We start from the raw sequence: 10,067 nt of genomic DNA, 5'->3' as shown, positions 1-10,067 counted from the left end.
TAAGCTGTAGCTGACCACGCCGGTGGTGGCGTTGAAACCGGTGATGGTCAGCGTACTGCCCAGCGGCGTGGTGACCGATTGCGGAAACCCTGCGGCTACACCGTTGGTGACGACAGCGATGCCGCCGACGGTCAGCGTTGTTACGCCATCGAGTGCGGTGATGGTGAACGTGCCGTTTTGCGTCAGTGCAGTGGAATCCGGTGCGCTGCCGTCCGTGAGGTTTTTCTCGTAAACGGTGAGTTCGCCGCCATTCACGTCGAGGCCGTTGATGATCACCGGATCGTCGTTGTTGTGGATCTGCAGGACGAGGTTTGCCGTGCTGGTATCGCCATCGGCATCAGTGAGGGTGTAGGTGAATGTCTCGGTGCCGTTGCCGCCGCCGTGGAGGTTTTTGAATTCGGTGTCGGTCGGGTTCAGCGTGTAGGTGTACGTGCCGTTGGCATTGAGCACCAACGTGCCGTAAGTCCCGGTGAATGTACCGGCGGTGATCGGCCCGGCACTTTCGTTGGTCACCACGCGGTCGGCGCCTTGCACGTCATTGGTCAGCACGTTGCCGGTCAGTGTCAGTTGCGTTTCAGACGCCGTGCCATTGCTGTCATCAACGGCTTGGGGCACGTCGTCGGTGATGTTCACGTCGAGCGTGCCGTTGGCAGTGCTGCCGTTGTCATCGACCACGGTGACGGCAAACTGCTCAGGCAGGTTATTCGCGCCGTTGGCGGTTGGATGCGCTTCGTTGTCGACCAGGGTGTAGCTGTAGCTGACCACGCCCGTGGTGGCGTTGAAACCGGTGATGGTCAGCGTACTGCCCAGCGGCGTGGTCACGGATTGCGGGAAGCCTGCGGCGACACCGTTGGTGACCACGGCGATGCCACCGACGGTCAGCGTGGTGACGCCGTCCAGTGCGGTGATGGTGAAGGTGCCGTTTTGGGTCAGTGCAGTGGAATCCGGTGCGCTGCCGTCAGTGAGGTTTTTTTCGTAGACCGTCAGCTCGCCGCCCTCGACGTTCAAGCCGTTGATGATCACGGGGTCATCATTGTTGTGGATCTGCAGAACGAGGTTTGCCGTGCTGGTATCGCCATCGGCATCAGTGAGGGTGTAGGTGAAGGTCTCGGTGCCGTTGCCACCGCCGTGCAGGTTTTTGAAGTCGGCATCGCTGGTGTTCAGCGTGTAGGTGTACGTGCCGTTGGCGTTGAGCACCAGCGTGCCGTACGTACCGGTGAAAGTGCCAGGCGTGATCGGCCCGGCATTGGGGCCGGTGGGCACGCGGTCGGCGCCTTGCACATCGTTGGTCAGGACGTTGCCGGTCAACGTCAGCGACGTCTCGGAAGCCGTGCCATTGTTGTCGTCGACCGCGCGCGGCACGTCGTCGGTGATGTTGACGTCAAGGGTGCCGGTGGCGGTGTCGCCATTGTTGTCGCCGGCAATCACGGTGAACTGTTCGCTGAGGCTGTTGGCGCCATCGCCGGCAGCGTGGGCTTCATTGCCGTTGAGGGTGTAGCTGTAGCTGACCGCGCCCGTCGCCGGGTTGTAGCCGGTGATGGTCAGGGTGTTGCCCAGTTGCGTGGTGATCGATTGTGGAAAACCGACCGGCACGCCGCCGACCATGACGTTGATGCCGCCAATGCTCAGGCTGCTCAAGCCATCCGGGGCTGATACCGTGAAACTGCCGCTCTGCGTCAGCGCTCCCGGGCTGGCCGCCGAACCGTCAGGCAGATTGGCTTCGTTGAGGTTCAGTTCACCGCCCGGCACGGCGAGGCCGTCGATGATCACTGGACTGTTGACCACCAGCGGTGGCGGCGGCGTGATCGGCGCGGCATTGTCGTCGCCGTTGTCGATCACCGCGTTATGACGCTCTTCAGGAAACTCGGGAATACCGCCGAACCCGGCAGTCGGGAAGCCGATGATCGGATCTACACGCCCGCCGACTTCAGTCAGCAGAACAAAGCTGTGGCCGCCACCTGCCTCTCCCGGTGCACCGCCGGGGGCATTGGGGCCGGCAGCCGTGGCTTCAGCGGTTTTGCTGGGGTCATCACCCGCGGCAATGGCTTTCTGGATTTGCTCGACGTCGGTCAGTTGCGCTTCGCTCGGGGTCACGGCCTCCGCAACGTTCACATGAGCGGCCTGATCCGCCAGCAACTGGCCGGTCATGGTCAGGCTGCTGTCGCGGCCCAAGGTCAGCTCCTGACCGTTCTGCAGCTTCACCGCCACCGCGCCTTCAGCGCCGGTGATCAGTTGATCGCCTGCAAATAAACGGTCGCCCTCAACCAACGGACGCTTGATGCCGTCGGCTGCCTGCGCGAATACCTGACCAATGACTTTTGTGACGGTACCGATGAGCGTTGCCATGTGAAATCCTCCGCTGCCGACCACCGTCAGCACTGGTTCGCGAAGCAGCCCATGGCTCAATCGGGTTGTCGGAGGCGACGCTCGCACCCTCGACAGTTCGTTTCGCAGGAGTCGTTTGAAGAGAAATCCTAGCGCTATCAAGCACTTGCGAATCCTGATTCAAACAGCCCGCCCACTAACGCTACGTAACGGTGGTGAATCACCCGAGTGACAAAAATCTGTCGCTCTTTCGCCGCTACGCGTCCCTCCCCTTCAGCAGTACTTCGCCGTATGTCGCAAAGTGAGTGGAACTTTCCTCAAGCCTTTCTGAGCTCCCTAAAGCGCATAAAACAAAGGCTTTCGTGCTGAACAATGTGCTGGTTTTGCCAAAGCGCATAAGTTTTTTTCGGCATAAGCCTTATGAAAAATTTTTCTTAGCTACGCTCTAGGATGTTCTTAGCTCTGTTGTTACAAGAGTGAAACGCTTAGACCTACAAATATCGTCAAATATTTGGCGACAGTAACACACCATCAGGACTCAGGGAGATGCACCCATGCGCGTTCTAACCCCCCTCTGCAGCGCGGTTTTGCTGGCCATGGCTTGCACTTCTCAAGCCCAGGCCATGAACCTTACCGAGGCTATTCAAAGCACCATCGCCACTCACCCGGAACTGGCTTCGCGCGTGGACGCCCGCCTGTCGGCAGATGAACAAGTCAAAGTCGCCAAGGGCGGCTTCTATCCGTCGGTCGATTTGAATGCTGCGTATGGCCGTGGCTACAGCGACAACACCAACACCCGGGCCTTCGGAAATCACCACACCGAAATCCTCAATTACACCCAGTCCGAGCTGCGTCTGCGGCAGATGCTGTTCGACGGCTTCAACACTGCCAACGAAGTCGAGCGCACCAAAGGCGTGTCCAATTCGCGCGCGTACTACGCGCAAGGCACCGCACAGGACTTGGCCCTGCGCACCATCGAGGTCTACCTCGAAGTACTCAAGCGTCGCGAACTGGTGACCCTGGCCAGGAACAACCTGCAGGCGCATTTGCGGGTCAACGACCAGATCGGCCTGCGCACCGAGCGTGGCGTCGGCAGCACCGCCGACTCGGATCAATCGGTCGCCCGTAAGGCGCTGGCACAGAACAACCTCGATACCGCCGAAGTCGATCTGGCCGACGCCGAATCGAACTTCTACAGCGTGGTCGGGCGCATGCCCGATGAGCTGGAAACCCCGGCCTCGACCCGTGGCGAATTACCGACCAGCCTGCCGGAAGCCCAGCAGAGCATGGTCGAAAACAACCCGTACCTGAAATCCGCCCAGGCTGACGTGCAATCGGCCGAGAGCCAGTACGAAGTCGCCAAGTCGCCGTTCTATCCACGCTTCGATGCTGAAGCCGCCGTCGGCGCGAACAACAACGTGCAGGGCGATGAAGGCCACGACAACGAATGGCGTGTGGGTGTGGTGATGAACTACAACCTGTTCCGTGGCGGCAGTGACAAGGCACGACTGGCCTCCGATGCGCACCAGATCAACCAGGCGATGGACATCCGCAACAACGCCCTGCGTCAGTTGAACGAGAACATTCACCTGGCGTGGAACGCCATGCTCAACGCGAAGAAACAGACCCCGACCGCCCGCGAATATGCGGAAACCACCAAACGCGTACGCGCCGCGTATCAGGACCAGTTCGGCTTGGGCCAACGCACCCTGCTCGACTTGCTCGACAGTGAAAACGAGCTCTACAACGCCAACCGTCGCTACACCGAAATCCGCTACACCGAGGAATATTCGATGTACCGCGTGCTGGCGAACATGGGCCAGTTGCTGAGCAAACAACGGGTGGTGTTGCCGGCCGATGCGATTGCCGCGACTGAGGTCAAAAACGAAGCGCGGCTGCCTGAACTGAAATAAGTCCCCTGTTGATCGTTCCCACGCTCTGCGTGGGAATGCCTCAATGGACGCTCTGCGTCCGCTTTGGGACGCGGAGCGTCCCGGGCTGCATTCCCACGCGGAGCGTGGGAACGATCAATGTGTGGATTCCCGTGCCCGTTCAACAGAGGCGATCAATATGACCAGCATGGAACCCGGCCACTCCGGGATTGATCCGCGGCTGAGCTTCGATGATCCGTTACTCGACGGTCTGTTGATCCTCTGCAAACTGCATGGCGCCATCGTCAGTCGGGCCAGCCTGAGCGCCGGGCTGCCCTTGAACAAACAACGCCTGAGCCTGGATTTGCTGCCGCGCGCCGCTGCCCGGGCCGGGTTGCAGGCGCGCATCTTGCGCCGCGATCTGAAAGATATTTCACCGCTCAACCTGCCGATCCTGTTGCTGCTCAACGATGGCCGCACCGCCGTGTTGCGGCGTTTCGGCGATGACGGCAAAGCGCTGATCCTGCCCAGCGAAGCCGATGGCGGCGAGCAATGGATCAGCCGCGAAGAACTCACCGAGCACTATAGCGGCCAGGCCTTGTTCGCCCGTCCGCGCCACGAACTCGAAGACCTGCGCTCGCCGTTGGTGCCACGGGTGCATGCGTGGTTTCGCGACACGTTGAAACTGTCAAAATGGCTCTACAGCGATGCGATTCTCGCGAGTTTCCTGATCAACCTTTTAGGCCTGATGGTGCCGCTGTTCGTCATGCAGACCTATGACCGCGTGGTACCGAATCAGGCCACTTCGACCTTGTGGGTGCTGTCGATCGGGCTGCTGATCGGCACCGGTTTCGAACTGGTGTTGCGGGTGGTGCGTGCACACTTGCTCGACACTGCCGGCAAGAAAACCGATGTGATCCTTTCCGCGACTTTATTCGAACGCATCACCGGCATGTCGATGAAGGCGCGGCCGGCGACCATCGGCGGTTTTGCGCAGAGCATTCATGACTTTCAGGGCCTGCGCGAATTTCTCACGGCAGTGACGCTGACCAGCCTGATCGACCTGCCCTTCGTGGTACTGATGCTGGTGGTGATCGGCCTGCTCGGCGGTTGGCTGGTGGTGATTCCGCTACTCGCGTTTCCGATCACCATCGTCTTCGCGATGATCATTCAAGTGCGCCTGCGCGACACCGTGCAAAAGAGCCTGAGCCTCGGTGCCGAACGCCAAGCGGTGCTGATCGAAACCCTCGGTGGCCTGGAAACCCTCAAGGCTTGCAGCGCCGAAAGCGAGCGCCAGCACAAATGGGAAAGCACCCACGGCGCCCTCACCCGCCTCGACAGCCATGCGCGCAATCTGTCGGCACTGGCCACCAACGGCACGCTGTTCATTCAGCAGTTCTCGGGGATGGCGACCATTGTCGCCGGGGTCTACAGCATCATCGCCGGCAACCTCAGCGTCGGTGCGCTGGTCGCCAGTTACATGCTCGGCAGCCGTGTGCTCGCGCCGCTGGGGCAGATCGCCGGGCTGATCACGCGCTATCAGCAAGCGCAACTGACCATGAAAAGCACTGATGCGCTGATGGCCTTGCCGCAGGAACGTGACGGCAAACAGCGGCCATTGGAGCGCACGCAGTTGCAAGGCGCGCTGGACGTCAACGGCGTGACCTTCCATTACAACGGTCAAAATGCGCCGGCGCTGAGCAACGTCACCTTCAGCCTGAAACCCGGCGAGCGGGTCGGCATCATTGGCCGCAGCGGTTCGGGCAAAAGCACCTTGGCGCGATTGGTCATGGGCTTCTACGAACCCGAAGAAGGCCAACTGCTGCTCGACGGCCTCGACCTGCGCCAACTCGATGTCGCCGACCTGCGCCAGCAGATCGGTTATGTCGCCCACGACCTGCCGCTGCTGGCCGGCAGCCTGCGTGACAACCTGACCCTCGGCGCACGTTACATCAGCGATTCGCGGATGCTCGAAGTGGCCGAACTGACCGGCGTTACCGAACTCGCTCGCCAGCATCCGCAAGGTTTCGATCGGCCGGTGGGCGAGCGCGGACAATTGCTCTCCGGCGGCCAGCGCCAGGCCGTGTTGCTGGCGCGTTCGCTATTGCTTGATCCGCCGATCATGCTGCTCGACGAACCCACCAGCGCCATGGACAACAGCAGTGAAGACTTGCTGCGGCAGAAACTGCATGGCTGGGTGCAAGGCAAAACCTTACTGCTGGTGACCCACCGCACTTCGATGCTGAGTCTGGTGGACCGGTTGCTGGTGCTGGACAACGGCCGGGTCGTCGCCGACGGTCCGAAAGAAGCGGTCATCGATGCACTGCGCAAGGGCCGTGTCGGCTCGGCGGCGGTCTAGGAGTTGCCCCATGTCTGCTTCCTCCGATAGCAAAGATCGCGGCTACTTCGACAGTTTCGGTAAAAGCGCCGAAGCGGAATTCATGCCGGAAACCGCCGGTGCTTCGCTGCAGGATTCGCCGCGCTGGTCGCGGATCACCGTGTGGCTGGCGGCGGCGCTGCTGATCAGCGCGGTGGTCTGGGCCAAGTTCGCCGTGCTCGAAGAAGTGACCATGGGCGAAGGCAAGGCGATTCCGTCGAGCAAGGTGCAGGTGATCCAGAACCTTGAGGGCGGGATCGTTACCGAAATCTTTGTGCGTGAAGGGCAAATGGTCAATAAGGGCGACACCCTGCTGCGTCTGGATGACACGCGCTTTCGCTCGAACAAGGGCGAGAGCGAGGCCGATCGCTATGCGCTGACCGCGCAGGTCGAACGGTTGTCGGCGGAGGCCGAGGGCCGGCCGTTCAAGCTCTCTGATGAGGTGATCGCCAAGGCACCGCAAGTCGCCGAAGACGAGCGTTCGCTGTACGAGCAACGCCAGCGCCGACTGGCCAGCGAGCAGCGCACGTTGAGCGAACAACTGCGGCAGAAGACTCAGGAACTCGCCGAATTTCGCTCCAAGCAGGGCCAGTTCAGTTCCAGTCTGGCGTTGCTGCAGCAAGAGATGAACATGTCCGAACCGCTGGTAAAAACCGGCGCGGTCTCGCCCGTGGAAATTCTGCGTCTGAAACGTAGCGCAGTGGAAATCCGTGGCTCGTTGAACGCGACAACCCTGGCCATTCCCCGCGCTGAATCAGCGATTGCCGAGATCCGCAGCAAGATCGACGAGTCGGAGCAAACCTTCCGCTCGGAAGCCGCGAAAGAGCTGAATGAGAAACGCACCGATCTGTCGAAAATCACCGCGACCAGCATCGCCATCGACGACCGCGTCACCCGCACGACAGTGACCTCACCGGTGCATGGGGTGATCAAACAATTGAAGGTCAACACCATCGGTGGCGTGGTTCAACCGGGCAGCGACATGGTCGAAATCGTGCCGCTGGAAGACAACCTGCTGATCGAAGCCAAAGTGCGCCCGCAGGATGTGGCGTTCCTGCATCCGGGCCAGAAAGCCATGGTCAAGTTCAGTGCCTATGACTACACGATTTACGGCGGGTTGAGCGCCAAGCTTGAGTTGATCGGCGCCGACACGATTACCGATGACAAGGGCAACAGCTTTTATCTGATTCAGGTGCGCACCGATAAAAACCATTTGGGCGGGGATGTTAAACCGCTGCTGATCATTCCGGGGATGGTGGCGACGGTGGACATTATTACCGGGGAGAAGAGTGTCTTGGATTATCTGTTGAAACCGGTGCTGAAAGCGCGGACCGAGGCGATGCGCGAACGGTAAATCTCGCCGTAACCTGCGTTGACTGAACAATTGCTATCGCGAGCAGGCTCACTCCTACATTTGGAATGTGTTCCCCCTGTAGGAGTGAGCCTGCTCGCGATAGCGCCAGTCCAAACGACAATTATCTTTCGGCATGATTACGCTGAAAGGTCTCCTCCCCCATCGCCGCAATCTGCCCCTCGATCAACGCCTCGAACGGTTTGAGCAACGGCTCGAATGACGCCGACGGTTCCAGCGTCTGCAAAGCCTGCACAATCGCCTCAATGGTCGACAACGCCCCCGGTCCCGGCGCCTTGCGCAAGCGATAGCGCGACACCCCGCCCTCGGCCAGCGTCACCCGTGGCAACGCCGCCAGCAGCGGATTGAGGTGCAGCATCTTGCGCGCCTTGCGCCATGTGCCGTCCGGAACTACCAGCAACAGCGGCTCATCGGATTCGACGTAAGCCTGCATCGGCTGCGCATCCTCCGCCGGAAATAACAGCCGCGCCTGATATCCCGGTTGATTCAGCAACGCCGGCAAATCCTCGAACACCTCGCCAACGACCAGCTCGGCATTGCTCAACCCCAACGCCGCCAGCCGCGCGGTATTCAGCGCATGATTAACTTCACTCGGATGCTGCAACAGCAACACCCGCGTGCGGCTGTCGAGGCTCGGAATCAGCGGGCACAGGCAATGGGTTTGTGGACGCAGGCAGCGCGGGCATTGAGGTCTGGACATGTTGTTTACGCCTGATTCAACTGAGCTTTAAGCAGATCACGGAACGTCTGAATCAGCGGTTCGCGACTACGGCCCCGGCGCATGATCATTGAAAACGGTGCCTGATAACCGAACGTCGCCGGCAGCAATACGCGCAGGTCGCCCTTGTCGGCCCAGGCCTGCGCGTAGTGCTCCGGCAAGTAACCGATGTAGGCGCCGGACAGCACCAGAATCAGTTGCGCTTCCATACTTTCCACGGTCGCGGCGCTGTGTTTGAAACCGTGCCGGGCCAATTCCGCCTGACTCCAGTAACCACGACCGACCATGCGTTGCTGAGTGATGACCTGCTCGGGAATCCGCCGCTCGTTGAACAACGGATGCCGGCTGCTGCAATACAACCAGTGCTGCTCGCGGTACAGCGGCATGTAGACCAGACCGCTCATGCGCGTGGAAAACGCACCGATGGCCAGGTCGAGGCGGTTGTCCTGCACGCCGAGTTGCAATTCGTAGGGGCTCATCACCGACAAATGCAGATGCACCGCCGGGTGTTCCTGACTGTAGGCGCCGATGGCCTCGGCGAATGGCAGGGCCTTGTCGCTGACGGTGGAGTCGATCACGCCGAGGTTGAGCGTGCCGCGCAGTTCGCCCTTGAGCGCGGCGGCGTATTGCTCGAAACCTTCGAGTTCGGCGAGCAGACGCAGGGTTTCCTGATGGAACAGCTCACCCTTGCTGGTCAGGCTGAACCCGCCGCGCCCGCGATGGCACAGCACCAGGCCGAGCGCGGCTTCGAGCTGGCTCATGTAGGTGCTGATCGCCGAGGTCGACAGGTTGAGTTCCTGCTGCGCGTTGGCGAAACCCTGATGACGGACGACGCTGACGAAGATGCGCAACAGTTTCAGGTCGGGTAAAGCGTTGGCCATGTCTGCTCCGGGCTTTGCAACTGTGTGTCGGTGGGAAAAGCCCCTCACCCCAGCCCTCTCCCCGAGGGAGAGGGAGCCTACCGAGCTGTTATGAGGATTTACGCCGACCTGCAATATCGAGTCGAACTCAAAATTAAAAAGCAATGGAGATCAGCTCCCTCTCCCTCCGGGAGAGGGCTGGGGTGAGGGCAGCAATCCCCAGCCGATCACAATCTTGAACCCGCCGAAGTCTAATCCCAGCCTCGCCATTAGTTTAGAAAAATCTGAACTAAGTTTTTGCCCGTAGCGATTCTTTCCCCTCACTACATTTCGCATCATCGGCCCCACAGCGGCGTCCGAACCCGTGCTCCACGGCGCGCCGACATAAATAAAACAAAGACGATGAGGCCTTACCCGTGGACAAGATTCTTCACCAACCACTGGGCGGCAACGAAATGCCGCGCTTCGGCGGCATCGCCACCATGCTCCGACTCCCCCATGTACCGACCGCTGCCGGCCTGGACGCTGCGGGTGTTGGCGGGCG

The 10,067-nt window shown here is 60.5% G+C and carries 6 protein-coding genes and 1 pseudogene; 4 read left to right on the top strand and 3 right to left on the bottom strand.

Annotated elements, in window-relative coordinates:
* Nucleotides 1-2,346 (bottom strand): retention module-containing protein (locus tag ACIPIZ_RS08870; protein ID WP_401164999.1); only part of this gene is annotated, 2,346 nt, incomplete at its 3' end.
* Between the two features lie 533 nt (nt 2,347-2,879).
* Here ACIPIZ_RS08870 and ACIPIZ_RS08865 point away from each other — a divergent pair.
* The 3 genes from ACIPIZ_RS08865 to ACIPIZ_RS08855 all read left to right on the top strand — a co-directional run bounded on the left by ACIPIZ_RS08865 (nt 2,880) and on the right by ACIPIZ_RS08855 (nt 7,927).
* Nucleotides 2,880-4,238, top strand: a complete 1,359-nt coding sequence (locus tag ACIPIZ_RS08865; protein WP_105708539.1) for a TolC family outer membrane protein — start codon at nt 2,880-2,882, stop codon at nt 4,236-4,238.
* A 157-nt stretch (nt 4,239-4,395) separates the two neighbouring features.
* The gene (locus ACIPIZ_RS08860) at nt 4,396-6,555 is read left to right on the top strand and encodes a type I secretion system permease/ATPase (RefSeq protein WP_105708537.1); all 2,160 of its coding nucleotides are present in this window, start codon (nt 4,396-4,398) and stop codon (nt 6,553-6,555) included.
* Between the two features lie 10 nt (nt 6,556-6,565).
* A complete protein-coding gene (locus tag ACIPIZ_RS08855) occupies nt 6,566-7,927 on the top strand; it encodes an HlyD family type I secretion periplasmic adaptor subunit (RefSeq protein WP_016985930.1) in 1,362 nt (453 codons plus the stop codon).
* Between the two features lie 121 nt (nt 7,928-8,048).
* Here ACIPIZ_RS08855 and ACIPIZ_RS08850 read toward each other — a convergent pair whose 3' ends face one another.
* Together ACIPIZ_RS08850 and ACIPIZ_RS08845 are read right to left on the bottom strand one after the other, a co-directional pair.
* Nucleotides 8,049-8,645: a tRNA-uridine aminocarboxypropyltransferase gene (locus ACIPIZ_RS08850; RefSeq protein ID WP_401164996.1), complete on the bottom strand. Its 597-nt coding sequence runs from the start codon at nt 8,643-8,645 to the stop codon at nt 8,049-8,051.
* A gap of 5 nt (nt 8,646-8,650) precedes the next feature.
* Nucleotides 8,651-9,544 (bottom strand): LysR family transcriptional regulator, encoded by an 894-nt coding sequence (locus ACIPIZ_RS08845; protein ID WP_007956593.1) that lies wholly within the window; start codon nt 9,542-9,544, stop codon nt 8,651-8,653.
* 395 nt (nt 9,545-9,939) lie between these two features.
* Between ACIPIZ_RS08845 and ACIPIZ_RS08840 the strand changes: the two are divergent.
* Nucleotides 9,940-10,067, top strand: a pseudogene (locus ACIPIZ_RS08840) (agmatinase); the annotation flags it as partial.

Source organism: Pseudomonas sp. NPDC087690, assembly GCF_044743175.1.
Classification (GTDB): Bacteria; Pseudomonadota; Gammaproteobacteria; order Pseudomonadales; family Pseudomonadaceae; genus Aquipseudomonas.
This window is presented reverse-complemented; position numbering and strand designations above follow the sequence as displayed.

Bases quoted from the DNA above. Each gene is read 5' to 3' on its own strand.
- ACIPIZ_RS08845 (WP_007956593.1), bottom strand. From the start codon at position 9,544: ATGGCCAACGCTTTACCCGACCTGAAACTGTTGCGCATCTTCGTCAGC.
- ACIPIZ_RS08865 (WP_105708539.1), top strand. From the start codon at position 2,880: ATGCGCGTTCTAACCCCCCTCTGCAGCGCGGTTTTGCTGGCCATGGCT.
- ACIPIZ_RS08850 (WP_401164996.1), bottom strand. From the start codon at position 8,645: ATGTCCAGACCTCAATGCCCGCGCTGCCTGCGTCCACAAACCCATTGC.
- ACIPIZ_RS08860 (WP_105708537.1), top strand. From the start codon at position 4,396: ATGACCAGCATGGAACCCGGCCACTCCGGGATTGATCCGCGGCTGAGC.
- ACIPIZ_RS08855 (WP_016985930.1), top strand. From the start codon at position 6,566: ATGTCTGCTTCCTCCGATAGCAAAGATCGCGGCTACTTCGACAGTTTC.